Source organism: Thauera aromatica (genome assembly GCF_023093595.1).
In the GTDB taxonomy this organism is placed as follows: Bacteria; Pseudomonadota; Gammaproteobacteria; order Burkholderiales; family Rhodocyclaceae; genus Thauera; species Thauera aromatica_A.
Window position 1 is genome coordinate 1 of the sequence record NZ_JALLIK010000086.1, and the last position, 23,046, is coordinate 23,046.

General features: G+C 64.3%; 19 protein-coding genes. 9 read left to right on the plus strand and 10 right to left on the minus strand.

Annotated elements, in window-relative coordinates:
* The first annotated feature begins 182 nt into the window (after positions 1 to 182).
* Together MXC99_RS04370 and MXC99_RS04375 are read left to right on the plus strand one after the other, a co-directional pair.
* Positions 183 to 671, plus strand: coding sequence for a class I SAM-dependent methyltransferase (locus MXC99_RS04370; protein WP_247724332.1), 489 nt, complete (start codon positions 183 to 185; stop codon positions 669 to 671).
* 14 nt (positions 672 to 685) lie between these two features.
* Complete coding sequence (locus MXC99_RS04375; RefSeq protein ID WP_247724333.1) at positions 686 to 1,099, plus strand: GtrA family protein; 414 nt, start codon at positions 686 to 688, stop codon at positions 1,097 to 1,099.
* 101 nt (positions 1,100 to 1,200) lie between these two features.
* On the opposite strand, the gene MXC99_RS04380 is transcribed toward MXC99_RS04375, so the two are convergent.
* The 6 genes from MXC99_RS04380 to MXC99_RS04405 all read right to left on the minus strand — a co-directional run bounded on the left by MXC99_RS04380 (position 1,201) and on the right by MXC99_RS04405 (position 8,188).
* Complete coding sequence (locus tag MXC99_RS04380) at positions 1,201 to 2,712, minus strand: hypothetical protein (protein WP_247724334.1); 1,512 nt, start codon at positions 2,710 to 2,712, stop codon at positions 1,201 to 1,203.
* Between the two features lie 18 nt (positions 2,713 to 2,730).
* Entirely contained in the window at positions 2,731 to 3,804 is a 1,074-nt protein-coding gene (locus tag MXC99_RS04385; protein WP_247724335.1) for a phosphatase PAP2 family protein, read from the minus strand.
* Positions 3,805 to 3,873: 69 nt separating this feature from the next.
* Complete coding sequence (locus tag MXC99_RS04390; RefSeq protein WP_247724336.1) at positions 3,874 to 4,260, minus strand: response regulator; 387 nt, start codon at positions 4,258 to 4,260, stop codon at positions 3,874 to 3,876.
* Positions 4,261 to 4,574: 314 nt separating this feature from the next.
* Positions 4,575 to 5,594 (minus strand): DUF4351 domain-containing protein, encoded by a 1,020-nt coding sequence (locus MXC99_RS04395; RefSeq protein ID WP_247724337.1) that lies wholly within the window; start codon positions 5,592 to 5,594, stop codon positions 4,575 to 4,577.
* Between the two features lie 144 nt (positions 5,595 to 5,738).
* Positions 5,739 to 6,422: a response regulator transcription factor gene (locus MXC99_RS04400; RefSeq protein WP_247724338.1), complete on the minus strand. Its 684-nt coding sequence runs from the start codon at positions 6,420 to 6,422 to the stop codon at positions 5,739 to 5,741.
* Positions 6,419 to 8,188, minus strand: a complete 1,770-nt coding sequence (locus MXC99_RS04405; protein WP_247724339.1) for a sensor histidine kinase — start codon at positions 8,186 to 8,188, stop codon at positions 6,419 to 6,421. Before MXC99_RS04405 ends, MXC99_RS04400 begins: the two co-directional genes overlap by 4 nt.
* Before the next feature lie 252 nt (positions 8,189 to 8,440).
* On the opposite strand from MXC99_RS04405, the gene MXC99_RS04410 reads away from it, so the two are divergent.
* Together MXC99_RS04410 and MXC99_RS04415 are read left to right on the plus strand one after the other, a co-directional pair.
* Positions 8,441 to 9,535: a flagellar motor protein MotA gene (locus tag MXC99_RS04410; protein ID WP_247724340.1), complete on the plus strand. Its 1,095-nt coding sequence runs from the start codon at positions 8,441 to 8,443 to the stop codon at positions 9,533 to 9,535.
* 5 nt (positions 9,536 to 9,540) lie between these two features.
* Positions 9,541 to 10,647, plus strand: a complete 1,107-nt coding sequence (locus MXC99_RS04415) for a peptidoglycan -binding protein (RefSeq protein ID WP_247724341.1) — start codon at positions 9,541 to 9,543, stop codon at positions 10,645 to 10,647.
* Positions 10,648 to 10,704: 57 nt separating this feature from the next.
* On the opposite strand, the gene MXC99_RS04420 is transcribed toward MXC99_RS04415, so the two are convergent.
* The 4 genes from MXC99_RS04420 to MXC99_RS04435 form a co-directional block, all read right to left on the minus strand.
* Entirely contained in the window at positions 10,705 to 11,109 is a 405-nt protein-coding gene (locus MXC99_RS04420; RefSeq protein ID WP_247724342.1) for a DUF2721 domain-containing protein, read from the minus strand.
* An 83-nt stretch (positions 11,110 to 11,192) separates the two neighbouring features.
* Complete coding sequence (gene icmF, locus MXC99_RS04425; protein WP_247724343.1) at positions 11,193 to 14,516, minus strand: fused isobutyryl-CoA mutase/GTPase IcmF; 3,324 nt, start codon at positions 14,514 to 14,516, stop codon at positions 11,193 to 11,195.
* Between the two features lie 151 nt (positions 14,517 to 14,667).
* Complete coding sequence (locus MXC99_RS04430) at positions 14,668 to 15,138, minus strand: pyridoxamine 5'-phosphate oxidase family protein (RefSeq protein WP_247724344.1); 471 nt, start codon at positions 15,136 to 15,138, stop codon at positions 14,668 to 14,670.
* Positions 15,135 to 16,829, minus strand: a complete 1,695-nt coding sequence (locus MXC99_RS04435) for a sigma-54-dependent Fis family transcriptional regulator (RefSeq protein ID WP_247724367.1) — start codon at positions 16,827 to 16,829, stop codon at positions 15,135 to 15,137. Before MXC99_RS04435 ends, MXC99_RS04430 begins: the two co-directional genes overlap by 4 nt.
* 482 nt (positions 16,830 to 17,311) lie before the next feature.
* Here MXC99_RS04435 and MXC99_RS04440 point away from each other — a divergent pair, with 482 nt between their 5' ends.
* The 5 genes from MXC99_RS04440 (at position 17,312) to ppcD (ending at position 23,027) form a co-directional block, all read left to right on the plus strand.
* Positions 17,312 to 19,150 (plus strand): PEP-utilizing enzyme, encoded by a 1,839-nt coding sequence (locus tag MXC99_RS04440; protein WP_247724345.1) that lies wholly within the window; start codon positions 17,312 to 17,314, stop codon positions 19,148 to 19,150.
* Between the two features lie 13 nt (positions 19,151 to 19,163).
* Positions 19,164 to 20,288, plus strand: a complete 1,125-nt coding sequence (locus MXC99_RS04445) for a PEP/pyruvate-binding domain-containing protein (protein WP_247724346.1) — start codon at positions 19,164 to 19,166, stop codon at positions 20,286 to 20,288.
* A gap of 12 nt (positions 20,289 to 20,300) precedes the next feature.
* Positions 20,301 to 20,972, plus strand: a complete 672-nt coding sequence (locus MXC99_RS04450) for a CBS domain-containing protein (protein WP_247724347.1) — start codon at positions 20,301 to 20,303, stop codon at positions 20,970 to 20,972.
* A gap of 62 nt (positions 20,973 to 21,034) precedes the next feature.
* Positions 21,035 to 22,453, plus strand: coding sequence for a phenylphosphate carboxylase subunit beta (gene ppcB, locus MXC99_RS04455; protein ID WP_247724348.1), 1,419 nt, complete (start codon positions 21,035 to 21,037; stop codon positions 22,451 to 22,453).
* Between the two features lie 64 nt (positions 22,454 to 22,517).
* A complete protein-coding gene (gene ppcD, locus MXC99_RS04460) occupies positions 22,518 to 23,027 on the plus strand; it encodes a phenylphosphate carboxylase subunit delta (protein ID WP_107221736.1) in 510 nt (169 codons plus the stop codon).
* Positions 23,028 to 23,046: the final 19 nt, after the last annotated feature.

Sequence of the window (23,046 nt, forward strand, 5' to 3'; positions counted from 1 at the left end):
GCCGGGCGTCAAGACCATCTGGCTCGGCTTGCAGCGCGTCATGGATGCCGCCGCCACCATACAGGCGCTACGCGAGGAGGCCGAGTGACGGGAGTTGTGTATAACGACATGTCCTTAACTCTGAGACCAAAGAGGCATGGTGCGTAGACACCAGCTACCCCAACGACTCAGATGCTCTTGAGATGGAAAAGAGAATTCATTTCCGGCGCCACATTGATCATATTGACGCCGACCTTGTTCTATTGATGGACGTCCTCGAGCACGTCGATGACGATGTTGATTTTCTGGAACTCTACGCTGAAAAAGTACCAACCGGAGCTAGATTTCTGATTTCCGTTCCAGCATTTTATTTTTTATGGAGCAGCCATGACATTTTCCTGGAGCACAAGCGCCGCTATACGCTGAGCCAAATCGAGAACATCGCCATCCGTGCGGGGCTTACTGTTTTGCGCGGCGCGTACTATTTTGGGGCTGTTTTTCCTATTGCCGCTGCCATACGGCTATTCGGACGCATCACGAAGAGCCGCAACATACCAGATCGTTCACAACTATCACCGCACAACCCCATTACAAACAGTATCTTGGCTACCATTTGCAGACTTGAACTGCCGCTGATGAAATTCAATCGTGCCGCAGGCTTGACTGCCTTCTGCGTTGCTGAAAAGCGCTGACCAGGAATTTACTTATGGAGCCAGTTAGAAAAACAGGGAGCCGCTCTATATTTATTTCAGAGCTACTCCTGACGGCTCGCTTCGGACTCGTTGGAATTCTATCAACCACATTGCACGTCGCAATCGCTTGGCTGCTGCTTTCAATAACGACGCTACCAATCATCGCCGCCAACACTTTGGCCTTCTCAATCGCATTCGGATTTTCATTCACAGGGAATTACCTATGGACATTCAGCGCTCACCGTTCAGCCAGAAGGGCTGCGTTTCGGTTTTTTCTTATATCCATCAGCGCATTTATTTTTAACAGCGCTATATTGATTACTGCTCTTCACTACCTCCCTGCTGATCCAGCCTTTTCCGCTGCCTGCTCGGCAATGATCATTCCAATCATTACTTTTATCGCCAGCCGCTTGTGGTGCTTTAATTAGCCAGATCTACAGAGCACTGAAACACGCCTCGCTGCCGGCAGCGCTTCCGAAAAATAGGGAAACTTCATAACCTTTCCACAACCGTAGTCCATTCCGCATCCCTATGGTGTAGCACCGTCACCGTAATGGACATGAACCACGGCGATTTCATCCGAATAAATACGGCGCCAGCCTGGCAATCGATCGAGCAGCACCACGGCCGGTGTCCCCGGTTCGAGTAACGTCCAGGCAATACGATAGTCCGCCAGCAGATCCGGCAGCGTGCCCGTCGATTTCAATTTCAATGCATCGAGATATCGCTCCAGCAGAGCATCTCCATACATGTCGGCGCGCCCATCGATAAACACGGGCACCCCACGGTAGATCAGGTAGCCCCCGAAATTGTAGGAATTGAGAACCGGGCCAGCCACACCCGACTGAAGCGCAGCGTTGACAGCGGCTTCCGGTGTAGTCGCGGAAGCGGGCGTAAATCGGCCGACTTGCAGTCCAACCCCGATCACCAGCGTAGTCAGCATTGCTGCGGCCACGATCGCCCCCCACCGCGCCGGAGCGGCCAATGCAGCAAAGATCCGGTCCAACGATGCGGCATCACGCCCCATCCCCCGAGTGGCACGCCACTGAAATGCGAGCGGCGCAGCCATCAGGAACGGCGTAACAAGTCCAAGAACCGCAATATGCCGCTGATGCTTGAGCGCGAGGTGAGCGAGGCCCAATACTAAAATCAGGCGCAGCAGAGGAAGTCGCACCCGGCCCGAACATGCGGTGGCCAGCAGCAACATCAGCCAGAGTTCAATGATCTGGGGTTTGTGAAAATCGGGAGAACGCCATTCCTGAATCACGTCCAGGGCAAGGGCCATGCTCGTCACCTGGGCGGGATACCAAAGCCCTTGCCAGCCCGACGGCGTCATCATCGCGGCGACCACCGCCAGACCCAGAAACTTCGCCCACCGCCACCCCATCTCGCGTCGTTGCCCAGCGGTGCAGTTCGACACAGCCTCGACTGCCAACGCTACGGCCAAAGCGAGGCCAAGCGTAAAGCTGCCATGGAGATTGGCCCACAGTGCCAACAACGCCAGCAACCACCATGACGGACTGCGTCCATTCTCCACTGCATTGACCAGCCCCCCTACCCACAGGACAAGCAGCGGCCAAACGAGAACGTGGGGACGGGCGAGCAGATGCCCCATCGACATCCCAGCAGCAAGAGCCGTGAATAACAGTGCATGCACCGGTTCCATGCGTGCGAGCAGGAATCGCATCACATAGGCCAAAGTAGCGGCGAACACCAGCGCGACACCGATCACCAATCCCGGCCATCCTGCAATTTGAAAAACACCGGAAAGCACTACTTCAGAAAGCCACTCGTGCGCCATCCACGCGGCACCAGGCATCGAATGTGAGAACGGATCGTTCTGTGGCACCGCAGCGTTCTCGAGAATCCAGCGTCCGGTTGCGAGGTGCCAATACGTATCGGGGTCCGTCAGTAAACTATCTGGCCGCAACTTTCCTAATACCCCGATGAGTGCCGCCATAGCCACCAGCAATGGCCATGACAAACCAAACGTTCTCACGTTCGAACGCGTGATGCTCACGATATTTTCGGTCGCAGACATAGTGAGATACGTTTCTTTCTACCGGACATGTCGACTCGACAATACCCTCCTATCCGACTGGGTAGCCATATCCGGCCTCACCCCCTTCCTTTTTATTTCTGGCTCTGCCGCTTCAGGCATCGACGACGTGCCTCGTAAAAAGTAACTTGGCATTCTAAACCTTGAAGCAACTCGCATGAGGCCATGTGACATGAGAAGCGCAACCGACATCACTGCGACTCCACCGACCCCATCGATTGCGTAGTGCCATCCGAGGAAAATGGTCGCCAACCAATTCAGCAAGAACCACGGCAGGGTCATCCAAAGCGTCCAACGCCACTTACGCGCCATTACGACGACTGCGCACCAGGCAAGAGCAACGTGAAGACTTGGAAATGCCTGCGTTCCAGGCAGAAAACCATTCTGCGCTATCCGCCCGACCATGTAATCTTTCAGCAGCTCGATCAACGAAGCACTTCCTGTCCCGGAAAGATCGAAGAGTTCTGGCTTATAGAATACCGGTCCGGCGGTTGGAAAATAAATAGCGACGTATCTTGTCAAGTGGAATGCTATGACCACGGCACAAAGAGCCTCGGCGACCAGTTCAAGGTGGCCGGAACGGGCAAGACCTGCTAGCCCCAGAAACAGGACGAGCCAAAGAATCTGATAAATGGTGTCCCAGAATATCGGGATATTCACCGCCTGATCAAGCAAGAATGCAAACAGAAACCTCTCGTTTTCCCACAGCCAATAGTCGTACCAGACGCTGCTGTCAATTCTATAAAACTCGACAAGGTTCGCAGTAGCGCCAATCCCGTAGGCTGCAATCAACACAACCAGCATCGCTTCACTCCCTGGTCTGGAGAGTGCTCGGACAAGAGCTCGAAAATCGAGCTTCCCATCCTCCCCCGCGGCAAAGCGAGGTGCAAGTCGAATTGAATCCACTAGAATCAATAGAGAAGTCGAAGCCGCAAAAAAGAACAACAGGCCCAGCTGAACAGATATCTGATTTGTCCCGATCGGGTTTATTGCATGAGAACCCGCTACCGTGTGCGCAATCACAGCCAATACAGAAGACACAAGGAGAGTCATGAAAGTCTGCGGCATCATCATCGCTGCTTCTCTGCTTATGAGGTACGAATCAATTCATTCATGACAGCTATCACATTCACCCCTCCACTTTTAGCGCACTGTTCTCCGGATCGCTTCAACCAAGGCATCACCAGTTGCAGTCTTCGAAACAAAATCAGACGCCCCGAGGTGCAATGCGCGGTATTGCACCTCGGGGACAGAAAAGCTGGTAAACACGATAATCGACGCGTCACAGCAGTCGCGAAACAACGGAATCAACTCGAGTCCGTCCTCTCCACCAAGATCGACGTCGAGCACGATGACGTCGGGCTGGATGCTGCACGCCAGATCGAGCGCCTGGCGGCCGGAAACGGCCTGGCCGACGATGCGCATGAAGGGGATTTCGCTTTCGATCAGCGCCGCGACGCCGGCCAGAATGGAACGCTGGTCGTCGACGAGCAGGACTTCGATCGGGGGAGCGAGCGCGAGGGGAGGCACGACGCCGTGCTCCGTGCATGCGGCAGGGGCCGCGATGTACTGACACTACCGGCAAGCGGATCGTTACGGCTATAGGAGGAAGCGCGCGTTTCGCCCGTGACAATCAGCCTGAACAATCAGTCGGATTACGCTCACCCGGGCTGGGAACGGCTGCACGAGGCGGCAGCAAGCGGCTGGGGTGAGCATAGTGGTACAGCTAATTCCAGGTCAGCTGACGAATCTTGTTGAGGATGTCCAGCGCCGCGTGCCGCTCGGTTTTTTTGCAGTGTAAGCAACTTGTCCTAATTCAAGATGAAGAGCCCCGCCCGTGGCGATCAGTCCCCGGCGAAGACTTCGTCGAGGCTCGCCGCATCGATCACGCGGTCGGCCCAGGTTTCCAGCTGCGCGGCATCGGCATCGGCGAGGCGATCGAGGATGTCCTGCGGCAGCGGGCCGAAACGGCGGGTGAGCTGACGGCGCAGGATCGTGCCTTCACCTTTGACGATGCCCTTCTCCAGGCCCTTCTCCAAGCCCTGCTGCATACCCTGCTGCATACCCTGCTGCATGCCTTGCTGCATTCCTTTCTGCAGGCCGCGCTCGATGGCGAGCCGTTCGACGCTGGTCACGTATCGCACTTTCCGTTCTCCTTCGATGTCTTCGATATCCTGCCATAGTTTGGCTTCGAGAGACTTGGGCAGCCGCATCATCCAGTCGAGCACCGAGAACAGGCGCAGCACGCGGCGCTTGCTCCAGTTGCGCTCGTAGAGCAGGCGTACGAGCCGGCGCTTGGCCTGGAAGCGGGCGGTGGGATCATGCCGGGTCTGGCGGGTGAGCAGGTGGGCGGCCGTGACCAGCGCGAACGGATTGGTGTTGGTGAGCAGGGCGTCGACTTCGCCGGCGTGGTCGAGGAGCTTGGCGACGGGAAAGCGGATGCCGGTGCGGCAGCCGAAGGCTTCGATCCGGAACTGCTCGGGTCTCCACCCGGGATCGTCGTCGGCGAGCACGGCGAAACTCGCCACCGGACGGTCGTAGCGGTCGAAAAGACGGTAGTTGTAGACGAAGATGCGCTTGGCGAAGGCCGTCTCGCGGCTGCCCTGTACTTCGACATAGACATAGACCCATTCTTCGCCGCCGCCGAGCCGTGTCACGCGCACGAGCTTGTCGACGAAGCGCCGGCCGAGTTCCGCGTCGCGGGTGACCTGGCGCAGCTCCTGGTCGAGGAAGACGTGTTCGCGGTGCCAGTCGATCTGGCTGTGGGCGTCGGGAAAGTAGAAGGCGATGAATTCGGGGAAGGCTTCTTCAAGCGCGTCCTTCCACGGGCTGTCGTACTGCTCCGCTGCCGGTGTCGATGTCATGGAGCGACCGTTCGGATGAGGGTGCGCGTAATGATATTTGCATTAACAGAAAACATCCAGACTGGTGCCGGCAGGTATGGTCAGCGCCCCCGCTGCTGAATCCGGCGGTGCCGGGATGATCGGCGCCTGCCCATGCTGCACCGCTCAGGGATTGGCCGCGCCGATCTGGTGTTCCTTGGCGTAGACGTAGAGTTCGAGCCGGCCATGGACGCCGAGCTTGTGGTAGATGGTGGTGAGGTGGTTGCGCAGGGTGTGCTCGCTGATACCGAGGCTTTCGGCGATGACCAGGCTCTTGGCGCCGCGGTGGCGGAGCACGGCGGCGACGACTTCGGTTTCCTTCTGGGTCAGGCCGGCGATGCGGGCGTCCTGCTCGTCGTGCTCGGCGCGCTGGCCCTTGAGCAGGCCCATGATGTCGTCGATCATGCCGCGGTTGACCCAGACGTCGCCGGCGTGGACCTGCTCGATCGCGCGCAGCAGCTGTTCCACCGATTCTTCCTTGCGCACCACGCCGCGCGCGCCGGCGGCAACGGCGCGGCACTGGGCGTCGTGGTCGCGGTAACCGGTGAGCACCAGGATGCGGGCGCGCAGGCGGCGGCCGAGTTCGGGCAGCGCGGCGGTGGCATCGACGCCGCCGAGGTCGAGGTCGAGCACAAGCACGTCGGCGTCGAAGGCGGCCGGCGTGGCGAGCAGCTCGTCGATGCTGGTGGCGCTGCCGAGCAGGCGCATGCGGTCGGAGGCGCTGTCGATGAGGCGCTCCAGGCCCCACAGCGTGGCGCGGTGGTCATCGACCAGGAAGACGCCGATCGTGTTCGTGGTACATGTCGTCATGGTGCACTCGCTCGGGCCGCGGGCCCCTTCGGGATGGAGATGATGAGGTCGGTGAACCCCGCCTGCTGCAGTTCGACGCGGACGCTGCCGTGGAGGGCGTGCACCCGCTCCGCGATCGAGCGCGGCATGAAGGCGGCCGGTGCGGTGGCGGGGTCGTGCGCGTTGCGGATCTGCAGCTCGCACGTCTGGGGGTGGTCGTGGACGATGATCTGCGCGGCGGTGGCGGCGGTGTGGCGGCGGATGTTGGTGAGCGCCTCGCCGACGATGGGGAAGATCGCCGCAGCGAGGCGGCGGCCGATCGACAGTCCGGCGTCGCAGCGTACCACGACATCGAGGCCGAACAATTCGGTGAAACGACTGGCCTGGCGCTGCAGCGCCGGCGCCAGGGCGTTGTCGGCAGCGCTCGTGCCGCTGCGCATGCCGCTGACCAGCTCGCGCAGGTTGTGCAGTTCGCCGACGGTGACCTCCTGCAGCGTCAGGATGTCGGCCCGCAGCGGGTTGTCGGGCGCGGCCTTGCGGGCGAGCGCTTCGATGCCGTACTTGAGACCCAGGTAAGGCTGGATCGCGGTGTCGTGCAGGTCGCGGCCGATGCGGGCGCGTTCGGTAGCCATCGCCTCGTCGGCGAGGCATTCGAGCAGGCCGGCGTTTTCGATCAGGGGGCCCAGCGGCTCCATCACCGCCGACAGCAGCTCGAGGTCGCGGCTGCGGTAGCGCCGGTGGCGCGAGTCGAGCACCAGCCAGTTCGGATGCGGGGAGCGCCGGCAGATCGGCAGCGCAAGCAGCGAGCGGGCTTCGAGCAGTTCGGCCAGCTGCTGCATCGGGACGCGCGCGGCGCCGCTCGGCCGGCGGCTGACGAGTTCCAGCCCGACATGGCCGGCGAAACACCACCGCCGCGGCCGCGCCGTGCGCTGGTGGGCGGCGGCGACCGTGGCGGGCAAACGGCCGAGCGCATCGATCAGGGTGGCACGCAGTTCTCCGTGCAGCTCAGCGTAGCTGCCGTCGGCACCGACCCGGAACAGGCGCGCTTCGCTGCCCGGCAGCCAGATCAGCAGCCAGCCGCGGTCGGCGGCGAAGCGCGGCGCGAGCGTGCGCAGCAGGGTATCCGCCATGCGCGCCACCCCCAGGCGCGGGTCGAGCCGCGCGAGCAGGCGTTCGGCGATCGTCATCTGCTCGTTGATGCGCATGCCGACGCAGGCGAGCGCGGCGACCACCGGGCCGAACACGAGGATCAGCAAGGGCGGCTGCATCGCTTCGGGGAGGGTGGCCACGCCGTCCTGCACCCGGACCATCACCTGGGCCGCGGTGAGTGCGGCGGCGATCAGCGACACCAGCAAGCCGGACAGGAAGCCGAAGCTCACCGCGGCGAACAGCACCGGGAAGAAGAGCAGCATCAGCAGGCTGCTGTGCATCGCCGCCAGCCAGGCGAACGTCAGGATCCAGGCGACATCGACCCAGGCGATGAGCCGCGGCCACAACAGGCGGTCGCCGCGGAACTCGATCCAGCACAGCCAACCGGCGTAGGCGGCGTAGCCGAGCGCGGCATAGGTCATCGCCCCGCTGCGGCCGACGGCGGATAAGGAGGACGGCAGGGACAGGACTTCGGCGATGGCGAAGATGGCGACCAACACGCGCATGTTGGCGAGGACGCGGCGGATCTCGGGGCTGGTGTAGCTGGCGACGCCGGCATCCACGGCCGGCTCGGCGACAGGCGCCGTGTCGGGGCGCGCGCAGGGGGTTACGCCGGGGGTCGCAACACGCTGTTCCATCGCTTCGAGAACCTCCTGTAGCTGGCGGGCCGGCCCGCGCCGCCCAGGCCGGAACCGCTCCCGGAGCCTGCCCAGACCATCTTCATTGTAGGGGCATGGCCCCGGCGGAGAAAAGCCATTCCCTGCGCCGGGGTGCTTCCTGCGCCATGAATGCAACAGCGGCGGTGGCCACATCCGCCCCTGCTGCGGGTACCATGGCCCTCGGGCTGCAGCGACGACGGCCCACCTCCGCGAACGATCGACGGTGAACACATGACCCTGGAACAGCAGACGTTGAAGACGTTTACCAAGCCCGTCCACGTCACCACCTGGATGGGCCTTTTTCTCGCCCTGGTCGCCCTGGTGGCCGCCGTGCTGGTGCCCCAGCTCAAGCACGCCTTCGCCGCCAACATCGCGTTCAACGGCCTGATCCTGTTCGTGCTCGCGGTCGGGATCGCGGTGAACCTGCGCCAGGTCTGGCGGCTGCAGCACGAAGTGCTGTGGATCGAAGATTTCCAGTACAGCGATGGTGCGCAGGCGGGCCTGTCCCGGCCGGTGCTGCTGGCGCCGATGGCGCGTCTACTGTCGAGCCGCGAGCGCGGCAAGTTCCACCTGTCGCCGGCGTCGATGCGCTCGATCCTCGACAGCGTGCAGATCCGCCTCGAAGAACAGCGCGACCTGTCGCGCTACCTGATCGGGCTGCTGATCTTCCTCGGCCTGCTCGGCACTTTCTGGGGCCTGCTGACGACGATCCGCTCGATCGGCGACATCATCGGCGGGATGAGCGTGGGCAGCGACCCGGTGGCGATGTTCGAGGCGCTCAAGACCAAGCTCGACGAACCGCTGGGCGGGATGGCGACGAGTTTTTCCACCTCGCTGTTCGGGCTCGCCGGTTCGCTGATCGTGGGCTTTCTCGACCTCCAGTCCGGCCACGCCCAGAACCGCTTCTACAACGAGCTGGAAGAGTGGCTGTCGCACATCACCCGCCTGCCTTCGGGGATGGGCATCGAGGGCGAAGGCAGCGTCCCGGCCTACGTCCAGGCGCTGCTCGAACAGACCGCCGAGAGCCTAGACCGCATGCAGCGCACGGCCGCGGAGTCCGAGCGCGAGCGCCGCGCCACCGCCGACCAGCTCGGCGAGCTGAACGGCCAGCTCACCCGCCTCGCCGACCTCATCGCGCGCGAATCGCGCGACCTGTCGGCGCTGTCCAGCGCGCAAGACGACCTCCACGGCCTGATCCGCCAGCTCGCCCACGCGCCCGCCCAGGGCGCGCAGTCCACCGCGCAGTTCTCGGAAGAGCTGCGCAACGAGCTGCGCCTGATGTCGCGCACCATCGCCGCCGCCCTCGGCGGCCACAAGGCGGACTGAAAGCCATGGCCTCGCTGTCGCGCCGCCGCCGGCCGCTGGATTTCTGGCCCGGCTTCGTCGACGCCCTCGCCTCGCTGCTGATGGTGATGGTGTTCGTGATCCTGATCTTCGTCATCGGCCAGTTCGTCCTCGCCGACGCGGTCAGCGGGCGCGACCGCGCCCTCACCCGCCTCAACGCCGAACTGGCCGCGCTGGCGCAGGCCCTGAGCCTGGAACAATCCGCCCGCGAGCGCGCCGACGCCCGCATCGGCGAGCTCAGCGCCTCGCTCGCCAGCGCCACCCACGAGCGCGACGCTTTGGCGCTCGACCTGCAGGGCGCGCAGGCGGCCCTCGACGCGCAGCGCACCGAAGCCGCCCGTCTCGGCGCCGACATCGCCGCGCTGCAGCGGCTGAAGGCCGAGCTCGAAGCCGAGGCCGCGCGCCTGGCGAGCGCGCTCGACACTTCCGAGCGCGGGTTGAAGGAACAGACCGAACTGTCGGCGCAGGCGATCGCCCAGGTCGAGCTGCTCAACCGCCAGCTCGCCGCGGTGCGCACCCAGCTCGAGCAGCTGAACAATGCGCTCGCCGCGGCCGAGGCCGCCGCCCGCGACAAGGACCTGCGCATCGAGGAACTCGGGCGCGAGCTGAACCTGGCACTCGCCGCGCGGGTGCAGGAGCTGGCGCGCTACCGCTCGGAGTTTTTCGGCCGCCTGCAGGCGGTGCTGGGCAAGCGCAAGGACATCCAGATCGTCGGCGACCGCTTCGTGTTTTCCAGCGAGGTGCTGTTTCCCACCGCCTCCGACGAGGTCAGCGCCGAAGGCCTGGTCCAGCTCACCCGCCTGGCGGAAACCCTGAAGACGCTCGCCGCCGAGATTCCCGCCGATCTGCCGTGGGTGCTGCAGGTCGATGGCCACACCGACCGCCGGCCGATCGCCACCGCGCGCTTTCCATCGAACTGGGAGCTGTCCACCGCGCGCGCGCTGGCGATCGTCAAGTTCCTGCGCACCCAGGGGATCGCACCGCAGCGCCTGGCCGCCACCGGCTACGGCGAATTCCACCCGCTGGATGTGCGCAGCAGCGACGAGGCCCTCGCCCGCAACCGCCGCATCGAGCTGAAACTGACCAGCCGCTGAGCTTCAGAAGCAGGCCCGAAGGACCACGGCGACCGCCTGCCCGCCCCGGGCGCCCTCTCAAGCGCCCCGGCCCGGCCGCGCCGCGTCCTCCAGGTCCTTCACCACCAGCGACAGCGCTTCGGTGGAGATCAGCACTTCGATCAGCGACAACACCAGCGACAGCGTCAGGCTCAGGATGCTGGCGCCGAACAGCCATTTGCCGGGCAGCTCGGCATCGACGAACAGCGCGAACATCGACAGCGCGCACAGCAGGAAGCTGAACACGCCGAAGCCCTGCATGTACTGGGTCAGGGCGATGCGCCGCTTGAGTCCGGGGAGCTGGCGCTGCACCAGGGCCGCGGCGCGATCGGTGGAGGCGTTGAGCTGGCGAATGACCTGGGCGAGGGTGAGGAAGCGGTTGGTGTAGGCGAGCAGCAGCAGCGAGATCGCCGGAAAGAGCAGTGCCGGAGTGGTGAGGTTCATGGTCGCGCCCGCCTTTGCCGCAGAATCTTGACAGGACGGCATTCTAACCGCCCCCGGGCGGCCCCCTGCCCTTGGCCGACCGGCTACATGTTGCGCCGGTACTGGCCGCCGACCTCGTACAGCGCCGCGCTGATCTGGCCCAGCGAGCAATGGCGCACGGCGCCCATCAGCACCTCGAACACGTTGCGCTCTTCGAGCACGGCGTGCCGCAGGCGGGCGAGCCAGAGCGGCGCTGCGGCCTGATGGCGGGCGTGGAAATCGGCGAGGCGGGCGAGCTGGGACTGCTTTTCGGCCTCGGTCGAGCGCGCCAGCGCGGGCGCAGGAGCGAGCGCCGCCCCCTGCGGGCCGAGGAAGGTGTTGACGCCGACGATCGGCAGCGAACCGTCGTGCTTGCCGCGCTCGTAGCGCAGCGACTCTTCCTGGATCCTGCCACGCTGGTAGCCGGTCTCCATCGCCCCGAGCACGCCGCCGCGGGCGGCGAGCGCGTCGAACTCGCGCAGCACCGCCTCTTCCACGAGGACGGTGAGCTGGTCGATGATGAAGCTGCCCTGGTTGGGATTCTCGTTTTTCGCCAGCCCCCATTCGCGGTTGAGGATGAGCTGGATCGCGAGCGCGCGCCGCACCGAGGCTTCGGTGGGGGTGGTGACCGCCTCGTCGAAGGCGTTGGTGTGCAGCGAGTTGCAGTTGTCGTAGATCGCGATCAGCGCCTGCAAGGTGGTGCGGATGTCGTTGAAGTCCATTTCCTGCGCGTGAAGCGAGCGCCCGGAAGTCTGCACGTGGTACTTCAGCTTCTGGCTGCGCTCGTTCGCGCCGTATTTGTCCCGCATCGCCACCGCCCAGATGCGGCGGGCGACGCGCCCGATCACGGCGTATTCCGGGTCCATGCCGTTGGAAAAGAAGAACGACAGGTTGGGGGCAAAGTCGTCGATGTGCATGCCGCGCGCAAGGTAGGACTCGACGTAGGTGAAGCCGTTGGCCAGCGTGAACGCAAGCTGAGTGATCGGGTTCGCCCCCGCTTCGGCGATGTGGTAGCCCGAAATCGACACCGAGTAGAAGTTCTTCACCTGGTGGTGGATGAAGTAGTCCTGGATGTCGCCCATCATCTTCAGCGCGAACTCGGTCGAGAAGATGCAGGTGTTCTGGCCCTGGTCTTCCTTCAGGATGTCGGCCTGGACCGTGCCGCGCACGCTCGCCAGGGTCCGCGCCGCGATCTCGCGGTACTCGTCCGCGCTCGGAGGGCGGCACTGGTCGGCCTCGAAGCGGGCCACCTGCTGATCGATCGCGGTGTTGAAGAAGAACGCGAGGATGGCCGGCGCGGGGCCGTTGATCGTCATCGACACGGAAGTCGTCGGCGCGCACAGGTCGAAGCCGTCGTACAGCGCCTTCATGTCGTCGAGGGTGGCGATGCTGACGCCGGCGTTGCCGATCTTGCCGTAGATGTCGGGGCGCAGCGCGGGATCGCAGCCGTACAGGGTCACCGAATCAAACGCGGTGGATAGCCGGTGCGCCGCCATCCCCGCGCACAGCTGCCTGAAGCGGCGGTTGGTGCGAAAGGCGTCGCCTTCGCCGGCGAACATGCGGGTCGGGTCTTCGCCTTCGCGCTTGAGGGGAAACACGCCGGCGGTAAACGGGAAGGCGCCGGGAAGGTTTTCCTGCAGCAGGAAGCGCAGCAGCTCGCCTTCGTCGTCGAAATCCGGCAGCGCGACGCGGGGAATCCGGCTGCCCGACAAGGTTTCGTGGAACCGGCGGGGGCGGGCTTCGTCCGCGCCGGAGCGCGCGTGAGGGGCGTCGGATGCGGGATCGGGCGGGGCGGCGCCGGCAAGGCGGGCGCGGGTCGCCGGCCACTGTTCGAGCAGGGCCTTCGCGGCGGGGGCGAGCTCGGCGTCCTTGGCGGCGATCAGCGCATCGAACGCCGCCAGCGGCAACGAGGGCTCGCCCTGCGCGAACAGCGCCCGGGCGAGCTTCAGCGCCTGGCGCTCGCGGGCGATGCGTACCTGCTGCCCGGCTTCGGCGCGATACGCGCGCACGGTATCGGCGATCTCGGCGAGGTAGCGCACGCGCGCGGGCGGCACCGCCGCACGCCCGGCGGAAGACGCCTTCACCGTCACCGCCGGCAGGCGGGCCGCCGCACCGTCCGGAACCGCGTCGAAGCCCCTGTCCGCCAGCGCCGGCAGCAAGGCCTGGTACAGCGCGGTGACGCCGTCATCGTTGAAGCGCGCCGCCACGGTGCCGAACACCGGCATCGCCGCGGCCGGCAGGTCGAACAGCGCGCGGTTGCGCTGGACCTGCTTGCACACGTCGAGCAGCGCATCCGCCCCACCCTGGCGGTCGAACTTGTTGATCGCGACGAAATCGGCGAAATCAAGCATGTCGATCTTCTCCAGCTGGCTCGCCGCGCCGAACTCGGGCGTCATCACGTAGAGGGACAGATCGACGAAGGGGACGATCGCGGCATTGCCCTGGCCGATGCCGGAGGTCTCGACGATGACCAGCTCGAAACCGGCGAGCTTGCACGCCGCGATCACCTCGGGCAGCGCGGCCGAGAGTTCCGAGGCGGTGGCGCGGGTGGCGAGCGAGCGCATGAAGATGCGCTCGTGGGCGATCGCGTTCATGCGGATGCGGTCGCCCAGCAGCGCGCCGCCGGTGCGCTTGCGCGACGGGTCGATGGAGACGATGGCAATCTTCAGCCGGTCGTCGAAGTCGAGGCGGAAGCGGCGCACCAGCTCGTCGGTGAGGGAGGATTTTCCCGCGCCGCCGGTGCCGGTGATGCCGAGCACGGGAGTATGGACGGCCGCGGCGGCAGCGCGCAGCGCCTGCTTCGCCTCGGCACCGCAAACGCCGTTTTCGAGCACGGTGACGATGCGCGCGAGGTGGCGCAGGCGCGCCGCGCGCTCACCCGCGCCCAAGGCCTCCAGCATCGCTTCGGCAGTCTGCGGCGCATCGGCGGCAAGGTCGAAGTCGGCGCGCTCGACCACGCGGTCGATCATGCCCTGCAACCCCATCCGCGCACCGTCCTCCGGCGAAAACACCCGCGCCACGCCGTAGGCGTGCAGTTCGCGGATTTCGTCCGGCACGATCACCCCGCCGCCGCCGCCGAACACCTGGATGTGGCCGCCGCCACGGGTCCTGAGCAGGTCGATCAGGTACTTGAAGAACTCGACGTGCCCGCCCTGGTAGCTGCTCACCGCGATGCCGTGCACGTCCTCCTGCAGCGCCGCGCTCACGACCTCCTCGACCGAGCGGTTGTGGCCGAGGTGGATGACCTCCACCCCGCTCGCCTGCAGCAGCCGGCGCACGATGTTGATCGCGGCATCATGGCCGTCGAACAGCGCGGTCGCGGTGATGAAGCGGACCTTGTTCCTGGGCGTGTACGCCGCAGATCTGCTTGTGGCGCTCGGATCGTTCATCGGGGTCGCCTCCGGGCAGAAAGCCGTGCCTCCCCGTAATCCTAGAGATTCAGCCCCGCCTTCGCCACCGCTGTGGCGGCGGCCGCGGACGCGCACGGCGCACCGGATGCGGCGCGCCGGCATCCGGGGGCGGCACCCGGCGCGGCGCGGATCATGGCCTGCCGTCGCGGCAGTCGATCTCGTCCCGGTGGCCGAAGCCGCGCGAGTTGTCGATGAAATACAGCCGCTCGGGGACGAAACGGTACCAGTGCACCTTCGCCAGAGCCTGCAGGATCGCCGCCGGCGCACCGGCGAGCGTGCCGACGACGGGGTATTTCGCCCCATAGAGCGCGCGCGCCTGCCCTGCCGCTTCGCCCGACAGCTCCACGACATGGCCCTCGGCCTGGATGCCCTTGACCTCGCGCCAGTCGGAGCAGTCCTCCTGGATGGTCACCGCGGCACGCCCATCGCGCGCGATGTTGCCGCTGTGGCGGGCGCCTGGCTTGGACAGGAAGTACAGGTCGAAACCGTCGCTGGCGTAAAACACCGCCGCCGCCCACACCCCCTGTTCGCCCTGCGTCGCCAGTGTCATCGTATGGTGCGCACGCAGCCAGTCGAGGACATCGGCCTGGCGCCCGTTCATGCGTGCGCCCTCCCGGACAGGGTGTCGGTCACGTCAGCTCCGGGACCGGCACCACTTTCTTCACCGCGCAGACGCTTGAGGCGGTAGGCGAATTGCGGCCGGGTCAGGCCGAGCATGCGCGCCGCCGAAGACAGGTTGCCGCGCGCCTTGTCGAGCGCGGTTTCGAGCAGGGTGATCTCGATCTGCTCGAGCGTCAGGGCACCATCGCACACCGCGCTGCACAGGCTGCGCGCCAGGCAGTCCTGTTCGGTGTCGATCTTTCCGTTCGGCCCGAGGCCGAACCCGTCTTCATCCTCGATGTGCGCACCGGACAGGAAAAGGTGGTCCACTTCGACCCGGCCGCCGTTCGGCGCAAGGATCACCCCGCGTTCCACCGTGTTCTGCAGTTCGCGGATGTTGCCCGGCCAGGCATGGCCGATCAGCGCCTTCTTCGCCTTGTCGGAAAATCCGAGCAGCTTCTTGCCGTTGATCGCCGCATATTTCCTGAGGAAATGCTTGGCCAGGGGGGAGATGTCCTCCCTGCGCTGGCGCAGCGGCGGAATGTCGATCTGGAAAGCATTGAGACGGTAGTACAGGTCGGCCCTGAAACGCCCTTCCTTCACCAACTGGGCGAGGCTGGCATTGGTCGCGGCGACGAGGCGGACGTCGATACGGCGGGTCTTGTCATCGCCCAAACGCTCAACCTCGCCTTCCTGGAGCACCCGCAGCAGCTTGCTCTGCGCCGTCAGCGGCAGATCGCCGATTTCGTCCAGGAACAGGGTGCCGCCGTTGGCGCGCTCGAACCTGCCCGGGCGGGCTGCCAGCGCGCCGGTGTATGCCCCTTTTTCCACGCCGAAAAGCTCGGCCTCCACGAGGTCGTGCGGAATCGCAGCGCAGTTGATCGCAACCAGCGGGCGATCGCGGCGGGCGCTCATTTCGTGCAGCGCGCGCGTGAACAGCTCCTTGCCGACCCCCGTTTCGCCGAGCAGCAAAATGGCGATGCTGCTGCCCGCGGCCTGCTGCAGCAAGCTGAGCGCGAACCGGAACCCGGGCGAGTCGCCGATCATGTCGCCAGGCAGCCTGGCGCGTTCATCGATCGTGGAGCGCAGCTGTTCCACCTGGGCCTGCAGGTCGATCAGTTGCTCGGCGATCGATTCGGGGGCGAACAGGCGTCTGTATTCCTCGGCATCCGGCCATTCCTCGGCCGGCTTGCCGACGATGTGGCAATGCTCGGCACCCATGCCCGCGCACTCGGCTTCCTTGTACAGGATCGGTCGCCCCATGAAGGCCGTGGAGTAGCCGCAGGCATAGCCGATCTGGGTCCAGCACACCGGTTCCGAGCAGGTTCCGAAGTGGCGCTTGTGCGACTGCCCCTCCCACGAATTGATCCAGCGGAACTCGGCATTGAAGGTGCCGGCGGCGCGGTCGAATTCCAGCTGGAGCGGGATGACGCCGACAATGCCCTCGAGCGCGTGCAGCTGCGGGCCGGTCATGAATGCCGCAAGGTCGTCGCCGGTCCTGATCCGTGTCTGCACGAGCTCCGCGTCGCGGGCACCGGATGCGAACCCCATACGCAGCAGCAGCCCGCGCGCGCGCGCCATGCCGAGCGTATCGATCAGCTCCTTGCGCAAGGCCGCCTGCGCCTCGGCATGCACGAGCAGCATTCGATGCTCATGAAGCCAGATCTGCCCGGTATCGGCGCAGAAATGGATGCGCGACCGGAGATCACCGCCGTCTATGCGGCTCATATCGTGAAGTTTGGCCATCACCCCTCCTCCTGAACTGGTCCTTTTACGCGCAGCCATCACGGGTCGTATTGACGTGCATCAAACGGCCCGGCGCGCGACTGCGCAGCACCGGACACAGGGGAAAGCCCCTACGTTCATCAAATGATCAATCCGGCAGCCAGCCGGAAGGAAATCTGATCATTTGATGAATCGCGTCTGATGGCCGCTTTTTCCAACTACCCGGCAGAAACGCCCCGCCAGAAATTTATTTTTTTGCAACTGCATGAAATGCTCGAAAGGCCTACGTAAGGGGCATACAGCGCTCCCCGCGCATGCCCCGGAGGGCTGAATTGCTGCTCCGCCGCAATTAATCGTGGCACACCCTTTGCATTGGATGCCTGGCAGGCGTCGTCCAACAAATCCGGTCGCAACGATCGACAACGGAAATAGCAAAGGAGGGGCATCAGATGAAGTTTCCTGTTCCGCACGACATCAAGGCCAAGACGATTCCGGGAACCGAAGGCTGGGAGCGGATGTACCCGTACCACTACCAGTTCGTCACCGACAATCCGCAGCGCAACCAGTACGAAAAGGAAACCTTCTGGTTTTACGACGGATTGCATTACCCGGAGCCGCTTTATCCGTTCGACACGATCTGGGACGAGGCCTGGTATCTCGCGCTGTCGCAATTCAACAACCGCATTTTCCAGGTGCCGCCAGTGCGCGGTGTCGATCACCGGATCATCAACGGTTACGTCTATATCTCACCGGTTCCGATCAAGGACCCCGACGAAATCGGCAAGCGCGTACCCAATTTCATGGAGCGCGCCGGTTTCTATTACAAGAACTGGGACGAGCTCGAAGCGAAATGGAAAGTGAAGATGGAGACGACGATCGCCGAACTCGAAGCGCTCGAGATTCCCCGCCTGCCCGACGTCGAGGACATGGCGGTGGTGACCGAAGGGGTCGGTGAATCGAAGGCCTACCACCTGCTCAAGAATTACGACGACCTGATCAACCTCGGCATCAAGTGCTGGCAATACCACTTCGAGTTTCTCAACCTCGGCTATGCGGCCTACGTCTTCTTCATGGATTTCGCGCAGAAGCTGTTTCCGAGCATTCCGCTCCAGCGCGTCACCCAGATGGTGTCGGGGATCGACGTCATCATGTACCGCCCGGACGACGAGTTGAAGGAACTGGCCAAGAAGGCCGTTTCCCTCGAAGTCGATGCGATCGTCACCGGTCATCGGGAGTGGAGCGACGTCAAGGCGGCGCTCCCGGCACACCGCCACGGCGCCGAATGGCTCGAAGCATTCGAGAAATCCCGCTACCCGTGGTTCAACATTTCGACCGGCACGGGCTGGTTCCACACCGACCGCAGCTGGAACGACAACCTCAACATTCCGCTCGACGGCATCCAGACCTATATCGGCAAGATCCACGCCGGTGTCGCCATCGACCGGCCGATGGAAGCGGTCCGTGCCGAGCGCGACCGGATCACCGCCGAGTACCGCGATCTGATCGACAGCGACGAGGACCGCAAGCAGTTCGACGAACTGCTCGGCTGCGCCCGGACGGTGTTCCCCTACGTCGAGAACCATCTGTTCTACGTCGAGCACTGGTTCCACTCGGTGTTCTGGAACAAGATGCGCGAAGTCGCTTCGATCATGAAAGAACACTGCATGATCGACGACATTGAAGACATCTGGTATCTGCGCCGCGATGAAATCAAGCAGGCGCTGTGGGATCTGGTCACCGCCTGGGCAACCGGCGTCACCCCTCGCGGCACCGCCACCTGGCCGGCCGAAATCGAATGGCGCAAGGGGGTGATGCAGAAGTTCCGCGAGTGGAGCCCGCCGCCGGCCATCGGCATCGCGCCGGAAGTGATCCAGGAGCCCTTCACCATCGTGCTGTGGGGGGTCACCAACAGCTCGCTCTCGGCCTGGGCCGCCGTCCAGGAAATCGACGATCCCGACAGCATCACCGAGCTGAAAGGCTTCGCCGCCAGCCCGGGCAGCGTCGAAGGCAAGGCACGCGTGTGCCGCAGCGCCGAGGACATCCGCGACCTGAAGGAGGGCGAAATTCTCGTCGCCCCGACCACCTCGCCTTCGTGGGCGCCGGCCTTCGCCAAGATCAAGGCCTGCGTCACCGATGTCGGCGGCGTCATGAGCCATGCCGCGATCGTATGCCGCGAATACGGCATGCCGGCGGTGGTGGGCACCGGGCTATCGACGCGCGTGATCCGCACCGGTATGACGCTGCGGGTCGATGGTTCGAGCGGGCTGATCACGATCATCACCGACTGAGGGAGTGACTGACATGGGAAGCATCGTTTCCACCATAGCCCTGTCCCCCGCCGGCACCGACACCACCGCACCGAAGGTCTGCCCGTTCGAGGCCTGCGGCAAGGACTCGGTCCCGCTGGTGGGCGGCAAGTGCGCGTCCCTGGGCGAACTGATCAACGCCGGCGTGCGGGTGCCGCCGGGCTTTGCCCTGACCACCAGCGGCTATGCCCAGTTCATGCGTGAAGCCGGCATCCAGGCGGACATCGGCGCGCTCCTCGAAGGCCTCGACCACCAGGACATGGACAAGCTCGAGGAAGCATCGAGGGCGATCCGCGAAATGATCGAATCGCGCCCGATGCCGATCGAGCTCGAAGACCTGATCGCCGAGGCCTACCGCAAGCTGTCGGTCCGCTGCTATCTGCCCGCGGCGCCGGTGGCGGTGCGTTCGAGCGCGACCGCCGAGGACCTGCCCGGTGCGAGCTTTGCCGGCCAGCAGGATACCTACCTGTGGATCCGCGGCGTCGATGATCTCATCCACCATGTCCGGCGCTGCATCTCCAGCCTCTACACCGGCCGGGCGATCGCCTACCGGATGAAGATGGGCTTCCCCCACGAGCAGGTCGCGATCAGCGTCGGCGTCCAGATGATGGCGAACGCTTATACCGCGGGGGTGATGTTCACGATCCATCCCGGCACCGGCGACCGTTCGGTGATCGTCATCGATTCGAATTTCGGCTTCGGTGAATCCGTGGTGTCGGGCGAAGTCACGCCGGACAACTTCGTCGTCAACAAGGTCACCCTCGACATCATCGAGCGCACGATTTCGACGAAGGAGCTGTGCCACACCGTCGATCTGAAGACCCAGAAATCGATCGCGCTTCCGGTCCCTGCCGAGCGCCAGAACATCCAGTCGATTACCGACGACGAAATCAGCGAACTCGCCTGGGCCGCGAAGAAGATCGAAAAGCATTACGGCCGCCCGATGGACATCGAATGGGCGATCGACAAGAACCTGCCCGCGGGCGGAAACATTTTCATCCTCCAGGCCCGGCCCGAAACGATCTGGAGCAACCGCCAGAAAGCCAGCGCGACGACCGGCAGCACGTCGGCGATGGATTACATCGTATCGAGCCTGATCACGGGCAAGCGGCTCGGCTAGGAGGACGAAAAAATGATCGTACGCAACTGGATGCAGACCAATCCGATCGTGCTCACCGGGGACGCCTTGCTGTCCGAAGCGAAGCGGATTTTTTCCGAAGCCAATATCCACGCATTACCGGTCGTCGAGGACGGCCGCCTGCGCGGGCTCATCACCCGCGCCGGCTGCCTGCGGGCCGCGCATGCCGCGCTGCGGACCCAGGACACCGACGAGCTCAACTACTTCTCGAACCGGGTCAAGGTCAAGGACATCATGGTCCGCAACCCGGCCACCATCGATGCCGACGACACGATGGAGCACTGCCTGCAGGTCGGCCAGGAACACGGCGTCGGCCAATTGCCGGTGATGGACAAGGGCAATGTCGTCGGAATCATTTCGGCAATCGAGATGTTCTCGCTGGCGGCGCATTTCCTCGGTGCCTGGGAAAAGCGCAGCGGCGTCACCCTGGCCCCGATCGATCTCAAGCCCGGAACAATGGGCCGCATCATCGACACCGTCGAAGCCGCCGGCGCCGAGGTGCACGCGATCTACCCGATCTCGGCCCATGACAGGGAGGCCGCCTCGGCCGGGCGGGAGCGGAAAGTGATCATCCGCTTCCACGCCGCGAACGTCGCGGCAGTCATCGAGGCGCTCGCCCACGCCGGCTACGAAGTCATCGAGGCCGTTCAAGCCGCGGCGCATTGAGCCCAGCCCCACCCATCCCGCCTCACCCCGGTCTCACCCATTTCTGCCAAGGAGCGACACCCATGGACCTGCGCTACTTCATCAACCAGTGTGCCGAAGCCCACGAACTGAAAAGAATCACCACCGAAGTCGATTGGAATCTGGAGATTTCCCATGTTTCCAAGCTGACCGAAGAGAAAAAAGGCCCGGCGCTGCTGTTCGAAAGCATCAAGGGCTACGACACGCCGGTGTTCACCGGGGCCTTCGCGACCACCAAACGCCTCGCCGTCATGCTCGGCCTGCCGCACAACCTGTCGCTGTGCGAATCCGCCCAGCAATGGATGAAGAAAACGATCACCTCCGAAGGGCTGATCAAGGCGAAGGAAGTGAAGGACGGCCCGGTGCTGGAAAACGTGCTCAGCGGCGACAAGGTCGATCTGAACATGTTCCCGGTACCGAAATTCTTCCCCCTCGACGGCGGCCGTTACATCGGCACGATGGTGTCGGTGGTGCTGCGTGACCCGGAGACGGGCGAGGTCAACCTCGGCACCTACCGCATGCAGATGCTCGACGACAAGCGCTGCGGGGTGCAGATCCTGCCCGGAAAGCGCGGCGAACGGATCATGAAGAAGTACGCCAAGATGGGCAAGAAGATGCCCGCGGCGGCGATCATCGGCTGCGATCCGCTGATCTTCATGTCCGGCACGCTGATGCACAAGGGCGCCAGCGACTTCGACATCACCGGCACGGTGCGCGGCCAGCAGGCCGAGTTCCTGATGGCGCCGCTGACCGGGCTACCGGTGCCGGCCGGGGCCGAGATCGTGCTCGAAGGCGAGATCGATCCGAACAACTTCCTCCCCGAAGGCCCGTTCGCCGAATACACCGGCTACTACACCGACGAACTGCACAAGCCGATCCCGAAACCGGTGCTCGAAGTGCAGCAGATCCTGCACCGCAACAGCCCGATCCTGTGGGCCACCGGCCAGGGCCGCCCGGTGACCGACGTCCATATGCTGCTCGCCTTCACCCGGACCGCGACCTTGTGGACCGAGCTCGAGCAGATGCGCATTCCCGGCATCCAGTCGGTGTGCGTGATGCCGGAATCGACCGGGCGCTTCTGGTCGGTGGTGTCGGTCAAGCAGGCCTACCCGGGGCACTCGCGCCAGGTGGCCGACGCGGTGATCGCCAGCAACACCGGCTCGTACGGCATGAAGGGTGTGATCACGGTCGATGAGGACATCCAGGCCGACGATCTGCAGCGCGTGTTCTGGGCGCTGTCGTGCCGCTACGACCCGGCGCGCGGCACCGAGCTGATCAAGCGCGGCCGCTCGACGCCGCTCGATCCGGCGCTCGACCCGAACGGCGACAAGCTCACCACGTCGCGGATCCTGATGGACGCCTGCATCCCCTACGAGTGGAAGCAGAAGCCGGTCGAAGCGCGCATGGACGAAGAGATGCTGGCGAAGATCCGCGCCCGCTGGCACGAGTACGGCATCGACTGAGCCCTTGGCCGCATGACAAACCACGGCCGCCGATGGGGCGGCCGTCACTGGAGGACATGGAGACATGGAACAGGCGAAGAACATCAAGCTGGTGATCCTCGACGTCGATGGCGTGATGACCGACGGGCGCATCGTGATCAATGACGAAGGCATCGAGTCGCGCAACTTCGACATCAAGGACGGCATGGGCGTGATCGTGCTGCAACTGTGCGGCGTCGAGGTCGCGATCATCACCTCGAAGAAATCCGGCGCGGTGCGCCATCGCGCCGAGGAGCTGAAGATCAAGCGCTTCCACGAGGGCATCAAGAAGAAGACCGAGCCCTACGCGCAGATGCTCGAGGAGATGAACATCTCCGATGCCGAAGTCTGCTACGTCGGCGACGACCTCGTCGATCTGTCGATGATGAAGCGCGTCGGCTTGGCCGTGGCGGTCGGTGACGCCGTGGCCGACGTCAAGGAAGTGGCCGCTTATGTGACGACTGCGCGCGGCGGGCACGGCGCGGTGCGCGAAGTCGCGGAGCTGATCCTGAAAGCGCAGGGCAAGTGGGACGCGATGCTCTCGAAGATCCATTGATTCATCCGCATGACATCCA